Annotated in this window: 17 protein-coding genes and 1 pseudogene; 6 read left to right on the top strand and 12 right to left on the bottom strand. The window is 66.8% G+C overall.

Translation table 11 applies throughout. The features are described from left to right. Positions 1 to 216: 216 nt before the first annotated feature. The gene (locus tag BTH42_RS16135; protein WP_075301115.1) at positions 217 to 2,181 is read right to left on the bottom strand and encodes an ATP-binding cassette domain-containing protein; all 1,965 of its coding nucleotides are present in this window, start codon (positions 2,179 to 2,181) and stop codon (positions 217 to 219) included. A 190-nt stretch (positions 2,182 to 2,371) separates the two neighbouring features. Between BTH42_RS16135 and BTH42_RS16130 the strand changes: the two genes are divergently transcribed. Further along, on the top strand, positions 2,372 to 2,851 hold the full coding sequence (locus BTH42_RS16130; protein WP_075301113.1) for a glutathione peroxidase: 480 nt from the start codon (positions 2,372 to 2,374) through the stop codon (positions 2,849 to 2,851). A 55-nt stretch (positions 2,852 to 2,906) separates the two neighbouring features. On the opposite strand, the gene cls is transcribed toward BTH42_RS16130, so the two are convergent. The 6 genes from cls to dapC all read right to left on the bottom strand — a co-directional run bounded on the left by cls (position 2,907) and on the right by dapC (position 9,091). Then, entirely contained in the window at positions 2,907 to 4,394 is a 1,488-nt protein-coding gene (gene cls / locus BTH42_RS16125; RefSeq protein ID WP_075301111.1) for a cardiolipin synthase, read from the bottom strand. A gap of 51 nt (positions 4,395 to 4,445) precedes the next feature. After that, entirely contained in the window at positions 4,446 to 5,330 is an 885-nt protein-coding gene (gene prmB, locus BTH42_RS16120; RefSeq protein ID WP_075301109.1) for a 50S ribosomal protein L3 N(5)-glutamine methyltransferase, read from the bottom strand. A 15-nt stretch (positions 5,331 to 5,345) separates the two neighbouring features. Next, positions 5,346 to 6,485: a succinyl-diaminopimelate desuccinylase gene (gene dapE / locus BTH42_RS16115; RefSeq protein ID WP_075301176.1), complete on the bottom strand. Its 1,140-nt coding sequence runs from the start codon at positions 6,483 to 6,485 to the stop codon at positions 5,346 to 5,348. A gap of 117 nt (positions 6,486 to 6,602) precedes the next feature. After that, entirely contained in the window at positions 6,603 to 6,968 is a 366-nt protein-coding gene (locus BTH42_RS16110; RefSeq protein ID WP_075301107.1) for an ArsC family reductase, read from the bottom strand. Then, entirely contained in the window at positions 6,968 to 7,795 is an 828-nt protein-coding gene (dapD, locus tag BTH42_RS16105) for a 2,3,4,5-tetrahydropyridine-2,6-dicarboxylate N-succinyltransferase (RefSeq protein WP_075301105.1), read from the bottom strand. Before dapD ends, BTH42_RS16110 begins: the two co-directional genes overlap by 1 nt. A 51-nt stretch (positions 7,796 to 7,846) precedes the next feature. Beyond that, positions 7,847 to 9,091: a succinyldiaminopimelate transaminase gene (dapC, locus tag BTH42_RS16100; protein WP_075301103.1), complete on the bottom strand. Its 1,245-nt coding sequence runs from the start codon at positions 9,089 to 9,091 to the stop codon at positions 7,847 to 7,849. Between the two features lie 513 nt (positions 9,092 to 9,604). Here dapC and BTH42_RS16095 point away from each other — a divergent pair. The 5 genes from BTH42_RS16095 to def all read left to right on the top strand — a co-directional run bounded on the left by BTH42_RS16095 (position 9,605) and on the right by def (position 18,743). After that, positions 9,605 to 10,786: a DMT family transporter gene (locus tag BTH42_RS16095; protein WP_143752086.1), complete on the top strand. Its 1,182-nt coding sequence runs from the start codon at positions 9,605 to 9,607 to the stop codon at positions 10,784 to 10,786. A gap of 172 nt (positions 10,787 to 10,958) precedes the next feature. Continuing rightward, positions 10,959 to 14,480 carry a chromosome segregation protein SMC gene (smc, locus tag BTH42_RS16090; RefSeq protein WP_075301101.1) on the top strand — a complete coding sequence of 1,174 codons (3,522 nt, stop codon included), beginning with the start codon at positions 10,959 to 10,961 and terminating at the stop codon, positions 14,478 to 14,480. A 112-nt stretch (positions 14,481 to 14,592) separates the two neighbouring features. Further along, on the top strand, positions 14,593 to 15,942 hold the full coding sequence (locus BTH42_RS16085; RefSeq protein ID WP_075301099.1) for a cell division protein ZipA C-terminal FtsZ-binding domain-containing protein: 1,350 nt from the start codon (positions 14,593 to 14,595) through the stop codon (positions 15,940 to 15,942). A 204-nt stretch (positions 15,943 to 16,146) separates the two neighbouring features. Further along, complete coding sequence (gene ligA, locus BTH42_RS16080) at positions 16,147 to 18,213, top strand: NAD-dependent DNA ligase LigA (RefSeq protein ID WP_075301097.1); 2,067 nt, start codon at positions 16,147 to 16,149, stop codon at positions 18,211 to 18,213. After that, positions 18,210 to 18,743 (top strand): peptide deformylase, encoded by a 534-nt coding sequence (def, locus tag BTH42_RS16075; RefSeq protein ID WP_075301095.1) that lies wholly within the window; start codon positions 18,210 to 18,212, stop codon positions 18,741 to 18,743. The genes ligA and def overlap by 4 nt, the downstream gene beginning before the upstream one ends. Before the next feature lie 140 nt (positions 18,744 to 18,883). Here def and BTH42_RS36335 read toward each other — a convergent pair whose 3' ends face one another. The 5 genes and pseudogenes from BTH42_RS36335 to map form a co-directional block, all read right to left on the bottom strand. Next, positions 18,884 to 19,453, bottom strand: coding sequence for a pseudouridine synthase (locus BTH42_RS36335; RefSeq protein ID WP_305954795.1), 570 nt, complete (start codon positions 19,451 to 19,453; stop codon positions 18,884 to 18,886). 111 nt (positions 19,454 to 19,564) lie between these two features. Continuing rightward, positions 19,565 to 19,615 (bottom strand): annotated as a pseudogene (locus BTH42_RS36330) (hypothetical protein); the annotation flags it as partial. Continuing rightward, complete coding sequence (locus BTH42_RS36325) at positions 19,615 to 20,952, bottom strand: hypothetical protein (RefSeq protein WP_305954794.1); 1,338 nt, start codon at positions 20,950 to 20,952, stop codon at positions 19,615 to 19,617. The pseudogene BTH42_RS36330 and the gene BTH42_RS36325, both read right to left, overlap by 1 nt. A 131-nt stretch (positions 20,953 to 21,083) precedes the next feature. Beyond that, a complete protein-coding gene (locus BTH42_RS16065; RefSeq protein WP_075301091.1) occupies positions 21,084 to 23,663 on the bottom strand; it encodes a [protein-PII] uridylyltransferase in 2,580 nt (859 codons plus the stop codon). Between the two features lie 31 nt (positions 23,664 to 23,694). Then, positions 23,695 to 24,504, bottom strand: a complete 810-nt coding sequence (gene map, locus BTH42_RS16060) for a type I methionyl aminopeptidase (RefSeq protein ID WP_075301089.1) — start codon at positions 24,502 to 24,504, stop codon at positions 23,695 to 23,697. Positions 24,505 to 24,600 lie beyond the last annotated feature (96 nt).

Below are 24,600 nucleotides of genomic sequence, written 5' to 3'. Positions count from 1 at the left end.
GGTACAGGCGCGGGCCCTGAAGCAGGTCCTGAAGCAGGCCCTTGAGCAGGCCCTTGAGCAAGCCCTTGAGCAAGCCCTTGAGCAGGCCCTTGAGCAGGCGACTGGCCGGACGGCTGAGCCGCCGCCCCATCCGCTGATGCAGACGCAGACGATGAGTTCGCAAATGACAAAGCCAAGCTCCCGTGGTTGCCGGCGCGGCTGTGCCGTGGCGTGCCGCTAGCCGATCTGTTCGAGTTCGTCGTGCGTCTCGAGCCACTCGGCTTCGAGGGTTTCGAGGCGCGCGTTCACGTCTGCCTGACGGCGGATCGCCTCCGTCAGCTTGTTTTTCTGCTCGGGCTCGTAGCTGGCGGGATCGGCGACGAATGCATCGAGCGTCGCCTTTTCCGCGTTCAGCGCGTCCATTTCCTTCTCGATCTTCGCGATGCGGCTTTGCAGCGGCTTCTTCAGATGCGCGAGCTTCTGGCGCGTTTCCGCTTCGAGACGGCGCTGCTCCTTGCGGTTCACGCCGCTGTCGGCGCCGTTCGCCGCGCCTGCTCCGTTACCCGCCGCGCCCGCATTGCCGGCCGCGTTCGCCTTCAGCGCCGCGCGCTGCTCGGCCGCGTGCTGCAGCAGCCAGTCGCGATAGTCGTCGAGATCGCCGTCGAATTCCTGCAGACGGTGCTTGGCGACCAGCATGAACTGGTCCGTGGTCGCGCGCAGCAGATGGCGGTCGTGCGACACGAGGATCAGCGTGCCTTCGAATTGCGCGAGCGCCATCGTCAGCGCGTGACGGGTTTCGAGGTCGAGGTGGTTGGTCGGTTCGTCGAGCAGCAGCAGGTTCGGCTTCTGCCAGATGATCAGCGCGAGCGCGAGACGCGCCTTTTCGCCGCCGGAGAACGGCGCGATCTTCGCGGTCGCCATGTCGCCGGAAAAATTGAAGCTGCCGAGGAAGTCGCGCAGTTCCTGCTCGCGCGTATCCGGCGCGAGGCGCGCCAGATGCTGCAACGGGGTGTCGTCCGGGCGCAGCGTTTCGAGCTGATGCTGCGCGAAGTAGCCGATCCGCAGCCCCTTGCCTTCGCGCACGTGGCCGCTCAGCGCTTCGAGCGTGCCGGCCAGCGTCTTGATCAGCGTTGACTTGCCCTGGCCGTTCGCGCCGAGCAGGCCGATGCGCTGGCCGTTCTGGATCGACAGCATCACGCGCTCGACGATCGGAATCTCGCTGCCGTCTTCCGCGTGATAGCCGCAGCGCACGTCCTCCATCACCATCATCGGATTGGGCGCGGAGTCGGGCGTGCGGAACTCGAACGTGAACGGCGACGCGATGTGCGCGGGCGCGATCAGCTCCATCTTTTCGAGCGCCTTCACGCGGCTCTGCGCCTGACGCGCCTTGGTCGCCTGCGCCTTGAAGCGGTTGATGTAGCTCTGCAGATGCGCGACCGTGCGCTGCTGCTTCTCGAACGCGCTTTGCTGCAACGCGAGCTGCTGCGCGCGCTGCACTTCGAATTGCGAGTAGTTGCCGCCGTAGCGCTTGATCTGCTGCTGCTCCAGATGCAGCGTGACGTTGCAGATCGAGTCGAGAAATTCGCGGTCGTGCGAGATCACGATCAGCGTGCCCGGATAACGATGCAGCCAGTCTTCGAGCCAGACGATCGCGTCGAGGTCGAGGTGGTTGGTCGGTTCGTCGAGCAGCAGCAGGTCGGAGCGGCACATCAGCGCCTGCGCGAGATTCAGGCGCATGCGCCAGCCGCCGGAGAAGCTGGTGACCGGCTCGCGGGTCTGGTCGAGCGTGAAGCCGAGTCCGAGCAGCAGCGCTTCGGCGCGCGCCGGCGCGGTGTAGCCGTCGGCGTCGGCGAACGCGGCGTGCGCTTCTGCTTCGGCCGCACCGTCGTGGGCCGCCGACGCCTGCGCGATACGCGCTTCGATCGCGCGCAACGCGGCGTCGCCGTCGAGCGTGTAGGCGAGGGCGGTTTTGTCGACCGCGGGGGTTTCCTGCGCGACGTGCGCGATGCGCCACGTGGGCGGAATCGAGAAGTCGCCGCCGTCCGCGTGCAGCTCGCCGAGCAGCACCGCGAACAGCGTGGATTTGCCCGCGCCGTTCGCGCCGACGAGGCCGGCTTTTTCACCGGGGTTCAGCGTGAACGTGGTGTTGTCGAAAAGCGGCTTGGTGCCGCGCGCGAGGCTGAACTGGTTGAAGCGGATCACGACGTGGCCGGCTGAAGAAAACCGCTATTTTAGACTGCCCGGCGCGTCGCCGGGCGGGCGCCCGGATTGGGGCGGCGCGCGGGCGCGTGCGGCGGGCGAAACGGGCGTCGGCCCTCATCGCTGTTGGCCATTCGGCCGACTATGTCGACGACGCGTTTGGGCATAGACTGACGGCTTTCTCGGAGGGCACATGACATCGATTTATTCGTTTTCGGCGCGCACGCTCGGCGGCGAGGAAGTCAGTCTCGCACAGTATCAGGGCAAGGTTCTGCTGATCGTCAACACCGCGAGCGAATGCGGATTCACGCCGCAATACGCGGGCTTGCAGAAGCTCTACGAAGCGTACGCGGCACGCGGGCTCACGGTGCTCGGTTTTCCGTGCAACCAGTTCGGCAAGCAGGAGCCGGGCGATGCCGCGCAGATCGGCGCGTTCTGCGAGAAGAACTACGGGGTGACGTTCCCGATGTTCGAGAAGATCGACGTGAACGGCGCGAACGCGCACCCGCTGTTCAGCTACCTGACCGGCGAAGCGCCGGGGCTGCTCGGGCTCGAAAAGATCAAGTGGAATTTCACCAAGTTCCTGATCGGCCGCGACGGCAACGTGGTCAAGCGCTATGCGCCGCTGACCAAACCCGATGCGATCGTCGCGGATATCGAAGCGCTGCTGTGAGGGCGGCGCGCGGCAACGATGCGCGGCGCGCGGCCGGCGCCGACGTTGCCGCTCGCTACAGAATCGGCGAGAACAGCCGGGCCACGTGCATCAGCATCCGCCGCCACGCGGCCGCCTTGCGGTACTCGTTGCGATCGATTTCGAGCGATACGGCGAAGTCGTTCAGCAGCATCGTTTCGACTTCGAGCGCGAAGCCGCGATCGACGGTCAGCACCATGATCTCGAAGTTGAGGCGAAACGAGCGGTTGTCGAGATTGGCGCTGCCGATCGCGGCCGCGACGCTGTCGATCAGCACCACTTTCTGGTGCAGAAAACCCGGTTGATAACGGAAGATGCGGATGCCCGCGCGCAGCGAGTCGTACGCATAAAGTTTCGACGCGGCGAACACTACGAGGTGATCGCGCCGGCTCGGCAGCATGATGCGCACGTCGACGCCGCGCAGTACCGCGAGACGCAGCGCGGCGAACACCGCTTCGTCGGGCACCAGATACGGCGTGGTGATCCACACGCGTTCGCGCGCCGCGTTGATCGCTTCGACGAAGTACAGCGAGCAGGTCTCCTGCTTGTCGGCCGGGCCGCTCGGCAGGACGAGGCAGTGCATGTTGCCGGCGGGGGCCGCGGTGGTGTCCGAGGTGTCTGACGGTTCAACGGCCTCATCACCCGCGGCCGCGTCCCGCAACTCGAGATCGGGCAACTGCTGGGTCGCCCAATACCAGTCCTCGACAAACACGAACTGAATGCTCGCGACCGCCGGTCCGCGCACTTCGATATGGGTATCGCGCCACGGCGACAGCGGCGGCTTCGCGCCCAGATATTCGACGCCGACGTTATGGCCGCCGACGAATGCGCGCTCACCATCGACCGCGACGATCTTGCGGTGATTGCGGAAGTTCAGCTGCAGACGGTTGACGAAACGGCGGTTGGTCGCGAACGGATGCATCGCGACGCCGGCCGCGCGCAGCGCCGCGACGTAGCGATGCGGCAGATCGAAGCTGCCGATGCTGTCGTACAGGAAGTACACGCGCACGCCCTGTTGCGCCTTCGCGATCAGTGCGTCCTTCAGCATCTCGCCGAGCGCGTCGTTGCGCACGATGAAGAACTGCACGATCACGTAATGGCGCGCGTGTTCGATCGCATCGAGGATCGCGGTGAAGGTCGCGGTGCCGTTCACCAGCGTGCGCACGGCGTTGCCGGGCAGGAACGGCATCCCGCCGAGCCGCGTGAGCGACTGCACCGGCCGCGCGCCGAGCTGTTGGGTCGGCAGTCCCGCCGACGACGCCTGGGTATCCCACTGCTGCGGATACGCGCGGGTGCGCAGCAGCTCGTTTTCGACCCGCCGCGCGTCCGCGTAGCCTGCGAACTTGCTGCGGCCGAGAAACAGATACGGGATCAGCGTCAGATAAGGCATCGCGACCAGCGACACCGCCCACGCGATCGCACCCTGCGAGGTGCGGGTGTGGAGGATCGCATGGCCGGCCGCGATGATGCCGAGGATATGGGCAAGAGCAACCAGCGGGCCGACGTGAAGCAGGTCGAATTGCATAAGCTCGCGAAAGTTGGCGAAGCGCCGCGCTTCGGATCGGCCCGCCTGTACTTATACCGGCAGGTCGCGCGCCTGGATCAGGAACACGTTGTCGTCGCCGGCGCTGGTCGGCAGCCACACCAGATCGAGGCCGCCGAACGCCGCTTCGACGTGCTCGCGCTCGTTGCCGATCTCGACCACCAGCACGCCTTCGTCGGTCAGCCAGTTGCGCGCGTCGGCGATGATGCGGCGCACGATATCCATTCCATCCGCGCCGCCCGCGAGCGCCATCTCCGGCTCGTGCTTGTATTCGGCCGGCAGCGCCTGCATCGAGGTCGCGTTCACGTACGGCGGATTGCTGAGGATCACGTCGTAGCGGCGCTCGGCGAGCGGCGCGTACAGATCGCCCTCGAACAGCGCGATGCGGTCGTCGAGCTTGTAGTCGGCGACGTTGCGGGTCGCGACTTCGAGCGCGGGCGCCGACAGGTCGACCGCGTCGACGTCCGCGTTCGGGAACGCGTGCGCGGCGAGAATCGCGAGGCAGCCGGAGCCGGTGCACAGTTCGAGCACCGCGCCGACCTGCTCGGGGTCCTCGACGTACGGTTGCAGACCGTCCTGCAGCAGCTCGCCGATGAACGAACGCGGCACGATCACGCGCTCGTCGACGTGGAAGCGATAGCCGTGCATCCACGCTTCCTGGGTGATGTAGGCGGCCGGCACGCGTTCGGCCGCGCGTCGCTCGATCACCTTCAGCACCGCGTCGATTTCGGCGCTGGTGAGGCGCGCGTCGAGGAACGGATCGAGCAGATCGAGCGGCAGATGCAGCGTGTGCAGCAGCAGATAGGCGGCTTCGTCGTAGGCATTGGCCGAGCCGTGGCCGAACGACAGTTTGGCTTCGTTAAAGCGCGACACCGCGTAACGCAGCAGGTCGCGGACAGTGGAGAAGGGCAGCGTCATTGCAGGGAGTTCCGGTCAGGCGATCAGTTGTTCGAGCACGCGGCGATACACGTTTTTCAGCGGCTCGATATGGGCGACTTCGATATGTTCGTCGATCTTGTGGATGCTCGCGTTCAGCGGACCGAATTCGATCACCTGTTCGCAGATGCGCGCGATAAAGCGGCCGTCCGACGTGCCGCCGGTGGTCGACAGTTCGGTGTCGACGCCGGTCTCGTCCTTGATCGCCTTCGCGAGCGCGTTCGACAGATCGCCGCGCGGCGTCAGGAACGGCAGGCCGCTGACGGTCCATTGCAGATCGTATTCGAGGCCGTGCTTGTCGAGGATCGCGTGCACCCGCTGTTGCAGGCCTTCCACCGTGCTCGCGGTCGAGAAGCGGAAGTTGAACATCACGTCCGCGTGGCCGGGGATCACGTTGCTCGCGCCGGCGCCGCTGTGCAGGTTCGACACCTGCCAGGTGGTCGGCGGGAAGTATTCGTTGCCGTCGTCCCAGCGTTCGGCGACCAGTTCCGCGAGCGCGGGCGCCAGCAGATGCACCGGATTTTTCGCCAGATGCGGATAGGCGATATGGCCCTGCACGCCCTTGACGACCAGCTTGCCCGACATCGAGCCGCGCCGGCCGTTCTTGACCATGTCGCCGAAACGCTCACTCGAGGTCGGCTCGCCGACGATGCAGTAGTCGAGCCGCTCGCTCCGCGCCTGCAGCGCTTCGACGACCTTCACGGTGCCGTCGGTCGCCGGGCCTTCCTCGTCGCTGGTGATCAGGAACGCGATCGAGCCGCGATGCTGCGGGTTGGCGGCGACGAACTCCTCGCTCGCGACCACGAAGCCGGCGATCGACGCCTTCATGTCCGCCGCGCCGCGGCCGTACAGCTTGCCGTCGCGCTGGGTCGGCTCGAACGGCGCCGAATGCCACTGTTCGAGCGGGCCGGTCGGCACCACGTCGGTGTGGCCGGCGAACGCGAGCAGCTTGCCGCGCGTGCCGTCGATGCCGCGTTTGACGGCCCACAGGTTGGTCACGCCGTTGGATTCGATCGTCTCGTGCTCGAAGCCGAGCGCGGCCAGGCGTTCGATCAAGAGACGCTGGCAATGCTGGTCGTCGGGCGTCACGGACGCGCGGGCGATCAGTTGTTCGGTAAGGGCGAGGGTGCCGGACATGGATTCAGTACAAGCCACTTTGAAATGAAAAAATGCCGGCTCGCGGTGATGCACCGCAGCCGGCAACAGCTTTTGAACGACGCGGCGCGCGGCCGCGTGCGTCACATTCAGGCAAACTCAGGCAAACAGCGCCGCGTAGTCATCCGCGGAAAAACCGAGCGACTTCACCCGCCCGTTGACCACCAGCACCGGCCGCTTGATCACCGACGGCTTGTGGATCATCAGCGCGATCGCGCCCGGCTCGGTTTCGGCGGCCGCCTTCATGTCGTCGGACAAACCGCGCCACGTGGTGCCGCGGCGGTTAACCAGCGCGTCGAGCTTCACGTCCTTCAGCCAGTCCTGCACCAGCGGCTCGGTCACGCCGGCCTTCTTGAAGTCGTGAAACTCGAACTCGACGCCGTGCTCTTCCAGCCACACGCGTGCTTTCTTCACGGTGTCGCAGTTCGGAATGCCGTAGACGACGGTTTTGGTGCCGCGCGCCATCAGTCGCCTCGCAGCAGCTCGTTCAGGCCGACCTTCGCGCGGGTCTTCGCGTCGACCTTCTTGACGATCACCGCGCAGTACAGGCTGTGCGAGCCGTCCTTCGACGGCAGGTTGCCGGCCACCACGACCGAGCCGGCCGGAATGCGGCCGTACGTGACTTCGCCGGTTTCGCGGTCGTAAATCTTGGTGCTCTGGCCGAGGTACACGCCCATCGAGATCACCGAGTTTTCTTCGACGATCACGCCTTCCACGACTTCCGAACGCGCGCCGATGAAGCAGTTGTCTTCGATGATGACCGGGTTCGCCTGCAGCGGTTCCAGCACGCCGCCGATGCCCACGCCACCCGACAGGTGCACGTTCTTACCGATCTGCGCGCACGAACCGACGGTCGCCCACGTATCGACCATCGTGCCTTCGTCGACGTATGCGCCGATGTTGGTGTACGACGGCATCAGCACGACGTTCTTCGCGATGAACGAACCGCGGCGCGCGATGGCCGGGGGCACCACGCGGAAGCCGCCGGCGGCGAAGTCTTCAGCGGTGTAGTTCGCGAACTTCGAGGGCACCTTGTCGTAGAACTGCGAGTAGCCGCCGGCCGCCATCGGCGCGTTGTCTTCGAGGCGGAACGACAGCAGCACGGCCTTCTTCAGCCACTGGTTGACGACCCAGTCGCCGTCCTTCTTTTCGGCGACGCGCAGCGCGCCCTTATCGAGTTGCTCGATCGCGTGGGCGACGGCTTCGCGCACTTCGGCCGGCGCGGCCTTCGGCGACAGGTCGGCGCGGTTGTCCCAGGCGGTGTCGATAATTTGCTGAAGTTGTTGCGACATATGCGTGATTTTCTGAAGAGTTGAAGTCTGAAGAGGGGAGAGCGCGCGGGCTCAGGCGGCGTTCAGCGAGCGGCAAAACTCGACGATCCGCTGCGCGCCTTCCGTGCATTCGTCGACGTCGGCGACGAGCGCGAGGCGCACGAAATTGCGGCCGGGGTTCACGCCGTGCGCGGTGCGCGCGAGGAACGAGCCCGGCAGAACCGTCACATTATAGTCGGCGTAGAGGCGCTGGGCGAACTCGGTGTCCGAGAGGCCGGTGCGCTCGACGTTGGCCCACAGGTAGAACGCGGCGTCCGGCAGACGCACGTCGAGCACGTCGGCGAGCATCGGCGTGACGGTGGTGAACTTCTGCAGGTACTTCGCGCGGTTCTCGCGCACGTGGGTTTCGTCGTTCCACGCGGCGATGCTCGCGCTCTGGAATACCGTGGACAGCGCCGCGCCGTGGTAGGTGCGGTACAGCAGGAAGGCTTTCAGGATCGCCGCGTCGCCGGCGACGAAGCCCGAGCGCATGCCCGGCACGTTCGAGCGCTTCGACAGGCTCGACAGCATCACCAGCCGCTCGTAGCCGCGGCCGAGCTGGTGCGCCGCTTCGAGGCCGCCGAGCGGCGGGTTCGCTTCGTCGAAATAGATTTCCGAGTAGCACTCGTCGGACGCGATCACGAAGCCGTAGCGGTCCGACAGCGCGAACAGTTCGCGCCAGTCGTCGAGCGTCAGCACCGCGCCGGTCGGATTGCCGGGCGAGCACACGTACAGCAGCTGCGTGCGTGCCCAGACGTCGGCGGGGACCGCCGAGTAGTCGCACGCGAAGTTGCGCGCCGGGTCGCTATTGACGAAGTACGGCTGCGCGCCGCCGAGCAGCGCCGCGCCTTCGTAGATTTGGTAGAACGGGTTCGGACAGAGTACGATCGCAGGCTGCCCGGCGGTCGCGCCATCGGCCTTGCTGCTCGCGTCTCGCTGCGGATTGAGCACCGTCTGCGCGAGCGCGAACAGCGCCTCGCGCGAGCCCGCTACCGGCAGCACTTCGGTGGCCGGATCGAGCGGCGGCAGGTTATAGCGCGTCGACACCCATTTCGCGATCGACTCGCGCAGCGGCGCCGAACCGAGCGTGGCCGGGTAGGTCGCGAGGCCGCCGAGCGAGGCGATCACCGCGTCGCGGATCAGCGGCGGGGTCGGATGTTTCGGCTCGCCGATGCCGAAGCTGATGTGCGCGAGGCCGGCCGGCGGCGTGACGTCCTTGAAAAGCACGCGCAGCTTTTCGAACGGATAGGACTGAAGGGAGTCGAGTAGCGGATTCACGGACGAGATGGCCTGATCGGGATGGACGCGGACGGGGCGAGAACACGTGCTTCGCAAGCCGGCGGGCGGCGCGTCACACGGCGTCTCATGCGCGCGCCGTGCGGCCCGGCGAGGGCCGGCCGGCAGCGGCGGCAAGCGGTCGATTATAGCGTGGCGCGCCCCGCCGGGCGGCGCCTCGACACGCAGCGCAAAGGCCGCGGCGAGCAATGGCGCCGGGCTTTGCACGAAAAAACACGCAGGAGCAGCAATGTACGCAGCAGTTCCGGAGACAGGCCGACCGAGCGGGTGCCAGGCCGCCGCCAGCGGCAGGTTGGCGGGCACGCCCACGCCCGCTCGGATATCCACACACAACGCCGCGGGCGCTCAGGGGCCAACGTCTACGGGCAAGTCCACGCTCCCTCCGACCCGCACCGTTACGCCAGCGCCAAGCCCGACGCTAACGTCAGCGCCAACCCCGGCACGGGCACCGGCACATCTACCCACTTCAGCCCGCACCACCCGGAGCCCCAGCCGATGACCAACTGGCTGCGCAACGGCTGGCCGACGCTCGCGATCATGCTCGGCGCGTCGGTCTGGGGAATCGTCTGGTATCCGCTGCGGATGCTTGCCGCGCTCGGCGTGACCGGCACCGCCGCGAGTGCGCTCACGAGCGGCACCGGGTGCCTGTTCGTGCTGCTGGTGCGGCGCCGCGCGCTGAAGACGGTGCGCTGGCACTGGCTGCTGCCGGCGCTCGCGCTCGCGGCCGGCGTTACCAATCTCGGCTTCGTGTGGGGCTCGATCCACGGTCAGGTGATGCGCGTGCTGCTGCTGTTCTATCTGACGCCCGCGTGGACCGCGCTGTTCGCGCACTTCATCCTGCACGAGCGGCTCACGTGGTCGGGCGCGGCGCTCGCGGCGCTGTCGCTGGCCGGCGCGGTCACGATGCTGTGGTCGCCGCAACTCGGCATCCCGATGCCCGGCAACGCGGCCGAATGGGCGGGTCTGGCGGGCGGGATGGGCTTCGCGATGAGCAACGTGCTGATCCTGAAGACGAGCCGCGTGCTGCCGGACATGAAGCCGGAGATGCGAACCGCGACGGTGTTCGGCGGCGCGGCGCTGCTCGGCGCGCTGGCGGCGCTGTTCGAGCCGATGCCCGCGCCGCCCGCCGGCGCGCATCTGCTCACGGCGGCGGGGCTGGTGCTGGGCCTCGGCTTGCTGCTCGCGTCGAACAACATGCTGGTGCAATACGGGCTTGCCCGTGTGCCGGCCAATCGCGCGTCGATCATCATGCTGTTCGAACTGGTCGTGACCGCGCTGTCCGCGTGGCTGTTCGCCGGCGAGATGCCGGGGCCGCGCGAATGGGCCGGCGGCGCGTGCATCGTGCTTGCGTCGGCGCTGTCGAGCTGGGTGCATCGCACGAAGAGCGCGCCGCCCGATCCCGCGATCGAGGACACCGGCGTGCCGGGCGAGCATGACGGCGGCGGCGCTGGTGCCGGCGGCGCCAGCACGCAGGTAAACGAACCCGCGAATGAGCGAGGAATCGAGCACGGAAGCGAGCACGGAATCGAGCACGGAATCGAGCACGGAATCGAGCACGGAATCGAGCACGGAATCGAGCACGGAATCGAGCACGGAAGCGAGCGCGCAAGCGAGCCAGGCCGCGAGCGCGACGACCACCGTAAGGGCGGTAAGAATCGCCCGCGCGCGATGGTATGATTCCCCCTCATTAGCCGGCGCGTGCGCAGTTGCAAATGCAGCAGCGCGCCCCGCCGGCAACCCAATTGCGAAGGCTCGCGAGGTTGCGTGGGCCGTCCCGCCACGGCGGTGAACGACCGGCGCAACCTCGCGAGCCACCTATCACACCCTCTTTTCAAACAGCGAAATCGCCGTGCGTCTCACCTCGATCAAACTCGCTGGCTTCAAATCCTTCGTCGATCCCACCCATTTCCAGGTCCCAGGCCAGCTAGTCGGCGTGGTCGGCCCGAACGGGTGCGGCAAATCCAACATCATCGACGCGGTGCGCTGGGTGCTCGGCGAATCGCGCGCGTCGGAGTTGCGCGGCGAGTCGATGCAGGACGTGATCTTCAACGGCTCGACGGCCCGCAAGCCCGGCAGCCGCGCGAGCGTCGAACTGGTGTTCGACAACGCGGAAGGCCGCGCCGCCGGCCAGTGGGGCCAGTATGCGGAAATCGCGGTGAAGCGCGTGCTGACCCGCGACGGCACTTCCAGCTACTACATCAACAACCTGCCGGCGCGCCGCCGCGACATCCAGGACATTTTCCTCGGCACCGGCCTCGGGCCGCGCGCGTACGCGATCATCGGGCAGGGCATGATCGCGCGCCTGATCGAGGCGAAGCCGGAAGAGCTGCGGGTGTTCCTCGAAGAAGCCGCCGGCGTGTCGAAGTACAAGGAACGCCGCCGCGAGACCGAGAACCGTCTGCACGACACGCGCGAGAACCTGACGCGGGTCGAGGACATCGTCCGCGAACTCGGCGCGAATCTCGAGAAGCTCGAAGCGCAGGCGATCGTCGCGACCCGTTATCGCGAGTTGCAGACCGACGGCGAAGAAAAGCAGCGGCTGCTGTGGCTGTTGCGCAAGAACGAGGCGGGCGGCGAGCAGCAACGCCAGCAGCGCGCGATCGAACAGGCGCAGATCGACCTCGAAGCGCAGACCGCGAGGTTGCGCGAAGTCGAATTGGAACTCGAAACGCTGCGGGTCGCGCACTATTCCGCGAGCGACGCGATGCAGGGTGCGCAAGGCGCGCTCTATGAAGCGAACGCGGAAGTGAGCCGGCTCGAGGCGGAGATCCGCTTCATCGTCGAGTCGCGTAATCGCGTGCAGGCGCAGATCGCCGCGCTGACCGCGCAGCGTGAGCAGTGGCAGTCGCAGGCGGACAAGGCGCAGGACGATATCGCCGACGCCGAGGAGCAACTGGCCGTCGCCGAAGAAAGGGCGGTGCTCGCCGAAGAGGACGCGGCCGCGAAGCACGACGCGCTGCCCGCGCTCGAAGCGCGCTGGCGCGATGCGCAGGCCGAACTGAACGCGGAGCGCGGCGGCATCGCGCAGACCGAACAGGCGCTCAAACTCGAAGCCGCGCATCAGCGCAATGCCGATCAGCAGTTGCAGCAGTTGCAGCAGCGCCATGAGCGGCTGAAGTCGGAGGCGGGCGGGCTCGACGCGCCCGACGAAGCGCAGCTCGAAGAGTTGCGCATGCAGCTCGCCGAACACGAGGAAATTCTCCACGACGCGCAGGCACGCCTTGCCGATGCGCAGGAAACGCTGCCGAGGCTGGATGGCGAGCGCCGCGCCGCGCAGGAGCGCGTGCAGGCCGAAAGCGCGCAGATTCACCAGCTCGACGCGCGCCTCGCCGCGCTCAAGCAGTTGCAGGAAAGCGTGCAGACCGAAGGCAAGATCCAGCCGTGGCTCGACAAGCACGAACTGGGCAGCCTGCCGCGTCTGTGGAAGAAGCTGCACGTCGAAGCCGGTTGGGAAACCGCGCTCGAAGCGATGCTGCGCGAGCGCCTCGCCGCGCTCGAAGTGTCGAATCTCGACTGGGTCAAGGCGTTCGCAACCGACGCGCCGCCCGCCAAGCTCGCGTTCTACGCGCCGCCCTCGGCCGGTCAACCGGCGCCGGCGGCGCCCGCCGCGCTGCGCTCGCTGCTGTCGCTGGTGCGGATCGAAGACGCGGGCATCCGCGCGGTGCTGAACGACTGGCTGGGACTTGCGTTCGTCGCGGACGATCTGCAGCAGGCGCTCGCAATGCGCTCGCAGCTGCCCGAAGGCGGCGCGTTCGTCGTCAAGGCGGGGCATCTGGTCACGCGCGTCGGCGTGCAGCTGTACGCGGCCGACTCCGAACAGGCTGGTATGCTCGGCCGCCAGCAGGAAATCGAAAACCTCGGCCGTCAGGTGCGCGCGCAGGCGCTGCTCGCCGACGACGCGAAGGCCGCCGCGATCCGCGCGGAAGCCGCGCATACCCAGGCCGCACAGGCGCTCGCCGATCTGCGTGCGCAAGCCGAGCGCGCGACCCAGCGGGTCCACGCATTGCAGATGGACGTGCTGAAGCTGACTCAGGCGCATGAGCGCTACACGCAGCGCAGCACGCAGATTCGCGAGGAACTCGAGGAAATCGCCGCTCAGGTCGAAGAGCAGCGCGCGTTGCGGGCTGAGTCCGAAGCGAACTTCGAGCGCCACGACGGCGAACTCGCCGAATTGCAGGCGCGCTTCGAAGACCATCAACTGGCGTTCGAAGCGCTCGACGAACAACTGACGGGCGCACGCGGCGAAGCGCGCGATCTCGACCGTGCCGCGACCGATGCGCGCTTTGCCGCGCGCAACATGACGAACCGGATCGACGAGCTCAAGCGCAGCATCCAGGTCGCGCACGAGCAGAGCGAGCGCGTGGCCGGCTCGCTCGAAGACGCGCGCGCCGAGCTCGAAACGATCAACGAGCAGACCGCGCACACCGGCTTGCAGGACGCGCTCGACATCCGCACCGCGAAAGAAGAGGCGCTGCGCGCGGCGCGGGTCGAACTCGACGACCTGACCGCGAAGCTGCGTGCGGCCGACGAAACCCGCCTGACCGCCGAGCGCGCATTGCAGCCGCTGCGCGACCGCATCAACGAATTGCAGCTGAAGGAACAGGCCGCGCGCCTGAACGGCGAGCAGTTCATCGAACAGCTCGCGGCGGCGGGCGTCGACGAGGCCGAATTGCAGGCCAAGCTGACGCCGGACATGAAGCCGTCGTATCTGCAAGGCGAAGTCACGCGGATCAACAACGCGATCATCGCGCTCGGACCGGTCAACATGGCCGCGCTTGACGAGCTGAAAGCGGCGAGCGAGCGCAAGACCTTCCTCGACGCGCAATCGGCCGATTTGACCAGCGCGATCGAAACGCTCGAAGACGCGATCCGCAAGATCGACGCGGAAACCCGCACGCTGCTGCAAAGCACCTTCGACGAAGTGAACCGTCATTTCGGCGAGCTGTTCCCGCGACTCTTCGGCGGCGGCCAGGCGAAGCTGATCATGACCGGCGACGAGATTCTCGATGCCGGCGTGCAGGTGATGGCGCAGCCGCCGGGCAAGAAGAATTCGACGATTCACCTGCTGTCGGGCGGCGAGAAAGCGCTGACCGCGACCGCGCTGGTGTTCGCGATGTTCCAGCTGAATCCGGCGCCGTTCTGTCTGCTCGACGAAGTGGACGCGCCGCTCGACGACGCGAACACCGAGCGCTTTGCGAACCTCGTGCGGGCGATGTCGGACAAGACCCAGTTCCTGTTCATCTCGCACAACAAGATCGCGATGGAGATGGCGCAGCAGCTGATCGGCGTGACGATGCAGGAGCAGGGCGTATCGCGGATCGTCGCGGTCGACATGGAAACGGCGGCGGGTTTCGCCCAGAATATCGTTTGAGTTAAGGCCTTCGCGGGCGGCGCGTTCAGCGCAGCGGCGGTGCTGACCGGCCGCGCGAGAACTGAAGCGCACGCGGTCCCGCGCGGATAGAAGAATTGCTGATGGAGCATGCATGGACGAGTTGACACTCGGTTTGATCGGCGCGGGCGCCGTGGTGGTCGGGGGCGTGGTCGTGTACAACGCGTGGCAGGGCGCGAAGGTGCGTCGCAAGATGCCGCGGCCGATGCCGGCCGAGACCGCCGAAAGCTTTGCGCCGCGGGACGAGCATGAAGAGCAGAGCCCGTTCATCGAGCCGGCCCGGCCGACCACCCGGCGCGAGCCGAGCGTGAGCGCCGAGCCGCTCGCGGATACGAGCGCCGCGCGGGTCGAGCCGACCTTTGGTGCAAGTGCGGCTGCGGGTGCGGCCACCGCGCCGCTCGATACGCCGGCCGATATTCAGGCGGAGATGACCTCGCCGAACGGTTATCCGGCCGCTGAAGAAGCGGCGCGAGCCGAAGGTGAGGGCGAGTCCCAGCACGCCGAGGCGTCCGACGGCGACAGCGAGCGTCCCGCCGCCGAAACGGCTGCCACCGCGAAGCCCGCGCCGGTCGAGCAGGAACGCGTCGAGCCGATCCTGCCGGCCGCCACGACGATTTCGTCGGCACCGCCGGCGATCGTCGACCGTCGTATCGACTGCATCGTGCCGATTCGCCTGAACGGCCCGGTGGCCGGCGACAAGGTGATTCCGCTCGCGCAGCGGCTGCGTCGCGCGGGCAGCAAGCCGGTACATATCGAGGGCAAGCCCGAAGGCGGCGCGTGGGAGCTGCTGCAGAACGGCACCCGTTACGAGGAACTGCGCGCGGCCGCGCAGCTCGCGAACCGCAGCGGCGCGCTGAACGAGCTCGAATTCTCCGAGTTCGTGACCGGCGTGCAGCAGTTCGCCGATGCGCTCGACGCGGCGCCCGAATTCCCCGACATGCTGGAAACCGTCGCGATGGCGCGCGAGCTCGACGGCTTCGCCGCGCAGTGCGACGCGCAGCTGTCGATCAACGTGCTGTCGGACGGCGCGCCGTGGTCGGCCAATTATGTGCAGGCGGTCGCGTCGCAGGACGGTCTGCTGCTGTCGCGCGACGGCACCCGCTTCGTCAAGCTCGACTCGCGCCAGAGCCCGGTGTTCATGCTGCAGTTCGGCGACACCAACTTCCTGCGCGACGACCTCACGTACAAGGGCGGCGAGATGATCACGCTGGTGCTCGACGTGCCGGTCGCCGACGAGGACATCCTGCCGTTCCGGCTGATGTGCGACTACGCGAAATCGCTGGCCGAGCGGATCGGCGGGCGGGTCGTCGACGATGGCCGCCGGCCGTTGCCGGAGAGCGCGCTGCTGGCGATCGAAAAGCAGCTGATGACGCTCTACGCGAAACTCGAACAGGCGGGCATTCCGGCGGGCTCGCCGGCGACGCGGCGGCTGTTCAGCCAGTAACCTCCGCCTCGTAGCACCGCGCGTTTTTCGCGCAGGAATTGACGGCCGCACAATGTGCGGCCGTTGTCGTTTCCGGCATCGTTTTCAGGCATTCGCGCGAGTGCGCGAAACGCCTCGCAAGTCCCCCATTCGGCCGATGTAAAGGGCCAGGCTTCCTGCGATAATCCGATGTCCGACTTTCATCCTGATAAAGCTTCCGCGCGTATGGCCCGAACCCCTGTCCCTCCTTCCGAAACCAGTGCGCCGGCCGAACGGGCCGCATGGCTGCGCGCCGAGCTCGAACGCGCGAACTACGCGTACTACGTGCTCGATCAGCCGGACCTGCCGGACGCCGAGTACGACACACTGTTCAAGGAACTGGAGCGTATCGAAGGCGAGCATCCGGACCTGATCGTGCCGGATTCGCCGACCCAGCGCGTCGGCGGCGAGGCGGCCAGCGGCTTCGAGCCGGTCGTGCACGATCAGCCGATGCTGTCGCTGAACAACGGTTTCGCCGATGAAGACATCGTCGCGTTCGACAAGCGCGTCGGCGACGCGCTCGGCAAGAACGCGAGCGAGCCGCCGGTGCCGGTCGATTACGCGGCCGAACTGAAGTTCGACGGCCTCGCGATCTCGCTGCGCTATGTCGACGGCGTGTTCGTGCAGGCGTCCACGCGCGGCGACGGCACGACCGGCGAGAACGTCACCGAAAACGTCCGCACGATCCGCTCGATCCCGCTGAAACTGAAGGGCAAGCGCGTGCCGCACGTGCTCGATGTGCGCGGCGAGGTGCTGATGTTCAAGCGCGATTTCGAGCGCCTGAACGAGCGTCAGCGCGCGGCCGAGCAACGCGAATTCGCGAACCCGCGCAACGCGGCGGCGGGTAGCCTGCGCCAGCTCGATTCGAAGATCACCGCGCAGCGGCCGCTGTCGTTCTTCGCATATGGAATCGGCGTGCTCGACGGCGCCGACATGCCGGCCACGCACAGCGAACTGCTCGACTGGTACAAGGAGATGGGGCTGCCGGTCAACGGCGAGCGCGCGGTCGTGCAGGGCGCCGATGGGCTGCTGGGCTTTTTCCGCGGCGTCGGCGAGAAGCGCGACGGGCTGCCGTACGACATCGACGGCGTGGTCTACAAGGTCAACCGGCGCGATGAGCAGGACACGCTCGGCTTCGTGTCACGCGCGCCGCGTTTCGCGCTCGCGCACAAATTCCCGGCTCAGGAAGCGCTGACCAAGCTCGTCGCGATCGACGTGCAGGTCGGCCGCACCGGCGCGATCACGCCGGTCGCGCGGCTCGAACCGGTGTTCGTCGGCGGCGCGACGGTCACCAATGCGACGCTGCACAACGAAGACGAAGTGCGCCGCAAGGACATCCGCATCGGCGATACGGTGATCGTGCGGCGCGCCGGCGACGTGATTCCGGAAGTGGTCAGCGCGCTGCTCGACCGGCGTCCGGCCGACGCGCGCGAATTCGTGATGCCGACGCAATGCCCGGTGTGCGGCTCGAATATCGAGCGCCTGCCGGACGAGGCGATTGCGCGCTGCACCGGCGGTCTGTTTTGTCCGGCGCAGCGCAAGCAGGCGCTGTGGCACTTCGCGCAGCGGCGCGCGCTCGATATCGACGGCCTCGGCGAGAAGATCATCGATCAGCTGGTCGAGCAGAACCTCGTGCGCACGCCGGCCGATCTGTTCAACCTCGGCTTCGCGACACTCGCGGAACTCGACCGCTTCGCCGAGAAATCCGCGCAGAACCTGCTCGACTCGCTCGAAAAAGCCAAGAACACCACGCTTGCGCGTTTCATCTACGCGCTCGGGATTCGCCATGTCGGCGAATCGACCGCGAAGGATCTCGCCAAGCACTTCGGTTCGCTGACGCCGATCATGGACGCGTCGCTCGAAGAGTTGCTGGAAGTCAACGACGTGGGCCCGGTGGTCGCCGAATCGCTGCACCAGTTCTTCGCGGAGGAGCACAACCGCACGGTGATCGAGCAGTTGCGCGCGCCGGGCCGGGTCACCTGGAAGGAGGGGCCGCCCGCGCCGAAGGCGCCGCAGGGCGTGCTGGCCGGCCAGACGGTGGTGCTGACCGGCACGCTGCCCAATCTGTCGCGCGAGGACGCGAAGGAGATGCTCGAAGCGGCGGGCGCGAAGGTGGCGGGCTCGGTGTCGAAGAAAACCAGCTACGTGGTGGCCGGCGCGGACGCGGGCAGCAAGCTCGCGAAAGCGGAGGAACTCGGCATCCCCGTTCTCGACGAAGAAGGTATGCGCAAGCTCCTGGAGGGGCATTCATGATTCACGACATTCTGAAGATGGGCGATCCGCGCCTGCTGCAAATCGCCAAACCGGTCGATCACTTCGATACGCCCGAGTTGCATCAGCTGGTGAAGGACATGTTCGAGACGATGCACCACGCGAACGGCGCGGGACTCGCGGCGCCGCAGATCGGCGTCGATCTGCAGGTGGTGATCTTCGGCTTCGGCTCGAACGACCGCTATCCGGACGCGCCGTCGGTGCCGGAAACGGTGCTGATCAATCCGACCATCACGCCGGTGTCGCAGGACATGGAAGAGGGCTGGGAGGGTTGTCTGTCGGTGCCGGGGCTGCGCGGCGCGGTGAACCGGTTTTCGATGATCCGCTATCACGGCTTCGACCAGTTCGGCAATGCGATCGAGCGGGTCGCCGAGGGCTTTCACGCGCGCGTCGTGCAGCACGAATGCGATCACCTGATCGGCAAGCTGTATCCGATGCGGATCACCGATTTCTCGAAGTTCGGCTTTACCGAGATCCTGTTCCCGGATCTGGATCCGAATAGCGACGATTGATCTGGCTTGGTTGTGGCACGCGCGACGCGCCGTGCCGGTGGCAATAAAAAAACCCACGCTCATGCGTGGGTTTTTTTATTGATTGAAGCCGCAGCGCGCCGGCTCACGCGGAGCCGGCGCAGTGTTCGGACGTCAGAGCATCAGAACGCTTCGTCTTCCGACAGATAGCGCCACTGACCCGGCGGCAACGCGCCGAGCGTCACGCGACCCATCCGCACGCGCTTCAGGCCGACCACTTCGAGGCCGACCAGCTCGCACATGCGACGGATCTGGCGCTTGCGGCCTTCGCGCAGCACGAAACGCAGCTGCTCGCCGTTTTGCCAGTTGACCTGCGCGGGTTTGAGCTGGACGTCGTCGAGCGTCAGGCCGTGGCACAGCAGCGCGAGCTTGTCGGCCGGGAAGTGGCTTTCGACGTCGACCGTGTGCTCGCCATAGGCGACGCGCACCAGATACTCCTTGTCGACCTCAGAATGACCGCCGATCAGCTGCTTCGCGATGCGGCCATCCTGCGTCAACACCAGCAGGCCGGTCGAATCGATGTCCAGACGGCCGGCCGGCGCGAGCTGACGCAGATGCGAGGCCGCGAAACGGATGCCCGACTGGTCGCCTTCCCAGCGGTTTTCCGGCGTGACCAGCGTGATGGCCGGCTGATAGCCGTCTTCCGCCTGGCCCGACACGAGGCCGACCGGCTTGTGGATCAGCACCGTCACCTGGCTCGACTGCGCGGCTTCGGCGGCCGGGTCGATGTCGATGCGCTGATCCGGGAACACCTTGGTGCCGAGCGTATCGACGCGTTCGCCGTCGACCATCACCCAGCCTTTCTCGATCCATTCGTCGGCTTCGCGGCGCGAGCACAGGCCGAGCTTGGACATCAGCTTCGACAGCCGCAGCATGCCGGGCGCGTCTTCCTGGTCGCGGCGCGGGCGCGGGGTTTCAATCGCGGTGTCGGGCGCTTCGGCGCGCGGTTTGGCGGTGCGTGCGGGGCGGTCGTCGAATTCGCGGCGGGGTGCGCGTTCTGCGCGGTCGCTGAATTCGCGGCGCGGCGCACGGTCACCACGCTCACTGCTGCCTTCAAAACGGCGGGGTGCGCGTTCAGGACGATCGCCGAACTCACGACGCGGAGCGCGTTCGCCACGCTCGCTCGTGCCTTCAAAACGACGCGGCGCACGTTCCGTGCGGTCGCCGAATTCACGACGCGGAGCACGTTCGCCACGCTCACTGCTGCCTTCAAAGCGGCGGGGTGCTCGTTCCGGACGATCGCCGAACTCACGACGCGGAGCGCGTTCGCCACGCTCACTGTTGCCTTCGAAGCGGCGGGGTGCGCGTTCCGTGCGATCACCGAATTCACGACGCGGAGCACGTTCGCCACGCTCACTGCTGCCTTCAAAGCGGCGGGGTGCACGTTCTGCACGATCGCCGAACTCACGACGCGGAGCACGTTCGCCACGCTCACTGCCGCCTTCAAAGCGACGGGGCGCGCGTTCTGCGCGATCACCGAACTCACGACGCGGAGCGCGCTCACCACGCTCACCGCCACCTTCAAAGCTGCGGGGTGCGCGTTCCGTGCGATCACCGAATTCTCGACGCGGAGCACGTTCGCCACGCTCACTGCCGCCTTCAAAGCGACGGGGCGCGCGTTCTGTGCGATCACCGAATTCACGACGCGGAGCACGTTCGCCACGCTCACTGTTGCCTTCGAAGCGGCGGGGTGCGCGTTCCGGGCGATCGCCGAATTCGCGGCGCGGCGCGCGCTCACCACGTTCGCTCGTGCCTTCAAAACGACGCGGCGCACGTTCCGTGCGGTCGCCGCCACCCTCAAAGCGACGGGGCGCGCGTTCTGTGCGATCACCGAATTCGCGACGCGGAGCACGTTCGCCACGCTCACCGCTACCTTCAAAGCGGCGGGGTGCACGTTCTGTGCGATCACCGAATTCCCGACGCGGCGCGCGTTCCGCACGATCACCGAACTCACGACGCGGCGCACGTTCACCACGCTCGCCAGCGCCCTCAAAGCGACGCGCCGGCCGTTCGCCGCGCTCGCCACCTTCACGGCGCGGCCCACGCTCACCGCCGCGCTCGCCGCCGAACCCGCGCTCCCCACGCTCGCCGCCACTTTCAAAGCGACGCGGCGCACCCGCACCCGTCGGCTTCGCACCAACCGGCCGCTTACCGGCACCACCGCCCGCGACGCCACCTTCGCGAGCCGCACCGGACTCCGGCGCTTTCGGCCGCACCGGGCGGGTCGGCTTACGCGCGGACGCGCTGCCGGAACGGACAGGGGCGCGTTCGGACGAGGCCGGCCGCGGATGCTTGGCTGTTAATTTGATTCGCATGAAAAGCTCACACTGCGATCGCGCGCAGCAGTTCGGTTTCGACCTGGATTTGCAGGCGGTTGTCCGACAGGCTGTGTCCCTCGAGCAGGAACACGTCCTCGACGCGTTCGCCGAGCGTATTGATCCGCGCCGAAGCGACGCCGACCCGGTGCTCGGCCAGCACGCGCGCGATCGAATAAAGAAGGCCCGGCCGGTCGTTCGCCGACACGGACAGGATGTAGTATTGGCCGCGCTCGTCGGCCCGCAGGTCGACGCGCGGCGTGATCGGGAAGGTGCGCGACAGCCTTGACAGCCGGCCCTTCGACGGACCCGGCAGCAGCGTGCCGTGGCCGGCGAGGCGAGCGGTGAGCTCCTGCTCGACCAGATTGGCGATGTCGCGGTAGTGCACGTCCTGTTCGGTGTGCGCGACGAGGAAATTGTCGAGCGCGTAGCCGTGACGCGTCGTGCTGACGCGCGCATCGAGCACCGACAGCCCGTTGCGGTCGAAATACGCGCAGATGCCCGCGAACAGATCCGGCTGATCCTTCACGTAGACCAGTACCTGCAGCGCCTCGCCGATCGGCGATGGCCGCGCGCGCACGAGCGGCGTCGGGGTTTCGACGTGGCGGTACAGCACGCGAGTTTGCCACGCGATGTCCGCCGCGTCGTGGCGCAGGAAGTAACCGACGTCGAGCTTGTCCCACAGCGCCCGTTGCGCGCCTTCCGGCACGGTTTCGAGGCGCAGCAGCGCGAGCGCCTCTTCCTGGCGCGACTTCAGTTCCGAATGGGTATCGGGCGTGGCGCCGCCGAGCACGGCGAGCGTCGAGCGATACAGGTCCTCGAGCAGCTTGCCTTTCCACGTGTTCCAGACCTTCGGGCTGGTGCCGCGGATATCGGCGACCGTCAGCAGGTACAGCGCGGTCAGGCGGCGTTCGGTGCCGACCAGCTCGGCGAAGCGCTTGATCACTTCGGGGTCGCTGGTGTCCTGCTTCTGAGCGACCTGGCTCATCGTCAGGTGCTGCTGCACGAGCCACACGACCAGCTCGCCGTCCTCGCCTTCGATCCCGTGCTGCCGGCAGAAGCGGCGCGCGTCGGCCATGCCGAGCGTCGAGTGATCGCCGCCGCGGCCTTTCGCGATGTCGTGGAACAGCGCCGCCACGTACAGCACCCACGGCCGGTCGAAGTTCACGATCAGCTGGCTGCAGAACGGATATTCGTGCGCATGCTCGGCGATCGCGAAGCGGCGCAGATTGCGCAGCACCATCAGGATGTGCTGATCGACCGTGTACACGTGATACAGGTCGTGCTGCATCTGCCCGACGATGCGCCGGAAGTTCAGCAGATAACGCCCGAGCACGCTGGTCTGGTTCATCAGCCGGAACGCGTGGGTGATGCCGGCCGGCTGCCGGATGATCTCCATGAACAGCCGGCGGTTTTCCGGATCGCGGCGCCAGTGCTGGTCCATCACATCGCGGGCGTTGTAGATCGCCCGCAGCGTGCGTGCCGACAGCCCCTTCACGCCGGGGGTGCGCTCGTACAGCAGGAACGCTTCGAGGATCGCATTCGGCTCGCGCTGGAACACGTCGTCGGACGCGATTTCGAGCATGCCCTGTTTTTCGACGAAGCGATCCGACAGCACCCGGGTGATCCCGCTGGTGCTCGGAAACAGCTGCGCCTCGATGTTCTGGATCAGGATCGTCGCGAGCTGCGTGACGGCTTTGGCGGCCCAGTAGTAGCGGCGCATCAGCTGTTCGCTCGCGCGCTTGGTCGCGGTCGGCTGGTAGTCGAAGCTTTCGGCAACGGGCGTTTGCAGATCGAACACCAGAATGTCCTGGCGGCGCCCGGCAATCACGTGCAGCCGCGCGCGCAGCGATTTCAGGAAACCCTCGTTGCGGCGTAGTTCGCGCGCCTCGCGCTCGGTGATCAGCCCGCGCGCCTCGAGTTCGCGCCAGCTGCTGCCGAAGTCGGCCGCCTGGGTGATCCACAGAATCAGCTGCAGATCGCGCAGTCCGCCGGGGCTTTCCTTGATGTTCGGTTCGAGCGCGTACGGCGTGTCCTGGAACTTCGCGTGGCGCTGGCGCATTTCGAGCACCTTCGCCTGGAAGAACGCCTTCGGGTCGAGCGCGTCGCGGTAGCGCCGAGCGAAATCGTCGAACAGCGCGGTGCTGCCGGTGATGTGCCGCGCCTCCAGCAACGAGGTGCGCACGGTGACGTCGTTGGCCGCTTCCTCGAGGCATTGCGACACGCTGCGCACGCTGCTGCCCAGTTCCAGCCCGAGGTCCCACGCGAGGCTGATGAAGCGCTCGATGCGCGCTTCCAGATGCTCCAGCGGCGTGTCGGGCAACAACACCAGAATGTCGATGTCGGAATGCGGCGCGAGCTCGCCGCGCCCATAGCCGCCGACCGCGACGAGTGCCAGATCGTCCGGCAGCTCGCAGGTGTCCCACGCGGCGCGCAGCGAATGATCGGTGGCGCGCGCGAGCGCGGCCATCAGCGCATCGACGTTGGTCGCGGTGCGAAAGCGTTCCAGCAACTGGGCTTTGGCCACTTTGTAGTCCGCCTTGAGCGACGACGCATGGGCAGGGGCAACGGCTGGAACGCTACTCATTGGAGGGCGGGCGAAAAGGGTCGAAGTGCGCTCAGGCAGTGGCCGCGACGAGCGGCGGACGCGCTGGCGTGCCGGCCGACACGGTCAGCACGTCGTAGCCGGTCTCGGTGACGAGCACCGTGTGCTCCCACTGCGCGGACAGGCTGCGGTCCTTGGTCTTGACGGTCCACTGGTCGGGCATCGTGCGGATATCGCGGCGACCGGCGTTGATCATCGGCTCGATCGTGAAGATCATGCCCGCCTGCAGTTCGAGCCCGGTGCCGGGGCGGCCGTAATGCAGGATTTGCGGGTCTTCGTGGAACACGGTGCCGATGCCGTGGCCGCAATACTCGCGCACCACGCTGTAGCCGAGGCCTTCCGCATGCTTCTGGATCGCATAGCCGATATCGCCGAGATGCGCGCCGGGGCGCACCTGGTCGATGCCGAGCCACATGCACTCGAAGGTGGCCTGCACAAGGCGCTTCGCCATGATCGAGCCTTCGCCGACGATGAACATACGGCTCGTGTCGCCGAAGTAGCCTTCCTTGATCACGGTGACGTCGATATTCAGCGCATCGCCGTTTTTCAGTGCCTTGTCGCCCGGAATGCCGTGGCAGATCACGTCGTTGACGGAAATGCAGGTGGCTTTCGGGTAGGGCGGGTAGCCGGGCGGCTGATAATTGAGCGGCGCCGGGACCGTGCCCTGTTCCTTCAGCATGTATTCGTGACACAGGCGGTCGAGTTCGCCGGTCGTGACGCCGGCCTTGACGAACGGCGTGATGTAGTCGAGCACCTCGCTGGCGAGCCGGCAGGCGACGCGCATCTGGGCGATATCGTGTTCGTTTTTGAGCGTAATAGCCATGAGTCGGGCCTGAAATGCGATTTATTGCGGGATTATCGCACCATATTCCGGCTGCCGCAGGCTTTTGAGAGAGGCGCGGCAGGTTGAGTCACCCGA

The organism is Burkholderia sp. SRS-W-2-2016 (assembly GCF_001931485.1).
In the GTDB taxonomy this organism is placed as follows: Bacteria; Pseudomonadota; Gammaproteobacteria; order Burkholderiales; family Burkholderiaceae; genus Paraburkholderia.
Note: the sequence above shows the minus strand (reverse complement) of the source record. Positions and strands in the feature narration are given on the sequence as shown.